The sequence below is a fragment of the Bradyrhizobium sp. TM233 genome, from assembly GCF_036247965.1.
Classification (GTDB): domain Bacteria; phylum Pseudomonadota; class Alphaproteobacteria; order Rhizobiales; family Xanthobacteraceae; genus Bradyrhizobium; species Bradyrhizobium ottawaense.
On sequence record NZ_BTIG01000023.1, the window covers coordinates 1 to 1,463 of the forward strand.

General features: G+C 65.4%; 1 pseudogene. It reads right to left on the minus strand.

Annotation, left to right across the window (positions count from 1 at the left end):
- Positions 1–1,201, minus strand: a pseudogene (locus AABA86_RS30240) (PAS domain-containing protein); the annotation flags it as partial.
- Positions 1,202–1,463: the final 262 nt, after the last annotated feature.

Sequence of the window (1,463 nt, forward strand, 5' to 3'; positions counted from 1 at the left end):
CTCGACGACGTCACCGATCCGCGACGCGGCCCGTGACAATTCGCTGACGCGCTCCGTGGTGGCCTGTGCCTGGCTGACCGCCTCGCCTGCGATCCGGGAGGAGTCCTGCACCTGACGGCCGATCTCGCGCACCGAGGACGACATCTCTTCGGCGGCCGATGCCACCGAGTGGACATTGGTGGACGCTGCTTCCGAGCCGGATGCCACCACTGTGGCCAGTTCCTGCGCCCGACCCGCGGTCGAGGATAGGGTCGAGGCTGATGCCTCGAGCTCGGTTGCGGCCGACGACACCGTCTCGACGATCTCACCGATCGCGGCCTCGAAGCCGTCGGCAAGCTTGGTCATGTCGGATTTGCGCTGCGTCTCGGCACGGCGCTGCACCGCCTGCACCTCGTCGCGGCTGAAGCGGATGATGGTCTGCACGGTCTGAAGGTTGCGCAGCGCCTCGCCGATCTCGTCGTCGCGCTCGNNCGATGCGGTTGTCGAGCTTGTCCTGCACGAGGTTGACCAGGGTGTCGTTGAGCTGCTGCATCGGCCCCTGGATCGCACGCATGGTTGCAAGGCCAGCGAAACCGACGACGGCGGCGCCAACGACGGCCAGCGCCGACAGCATCAGGCTGGCCGACCCGCCGGAAGCGAGCGCGCCGCCGGTTCCAAGCGCGAGCATGAACAGCGCCTGGAGCGCCATGGTCGTGACGAGGCGCGCCTTCAGCGTGCCGGTAAAGACACTGAAGCGGTCGAGCCACGAGCGGCGACGGATGATGCCGGCGTCGACGCGATAGCCGTGCGGCTTCTTCTCGCGGATCGCGGCGTAGACCTCCTCGGCGAGCTTGCGCTGATCGGCCGGCAGTTTTGTGCGGATCGAGGTGTAACCCTTGACCTGGCCGTTCTCCCGGATCGGCGAAGCCGTCGCCAGCACCCAGTAGAAGTCGCCGTTCTTGCGGCGGTTCTTCACCGCGCCGAGCCACGGCTTGCCGGCCTTCAGCGTGTCCCAGAGATTGTCGAACGCCTCCGGCGGCATGTCGGGGTGGCGGACGATATTGTGCGGCTGGCCCATCAGCTCGGCCGACGTGAATCCGGCCGCGGCGAGGAAGTCTTCGTTGAAGTAGGTGAGCTTGCCCTTGAGATCGGTCCGCGAAACGATCAGCGTCTCGTCGCTGACCGGATATTCGACATCAGTGACCGGAAAATTCTTGCGCATCGGGGCCCCCAGCAGACCGCTCTCAGGATGAAATCATTCCAATCGGGACCCGCCATGCACGAGGCTCCGCTCTCTCAACCTTCGTGAATCCGATTTAACCATCGATGAAACGGCCCGCCCGTAAGATTACGGCCAGTTCCCGCGAGGACCACCTGCGGCCGATCTCATGCTGCCCGGCAAGACAAACGAGCGGCGCTTTCGGCGCCGCCCGTGGTTTTGATCGGGCGAAGGTTTACGCCGCCCGGACGTTGGTCAGGAATTT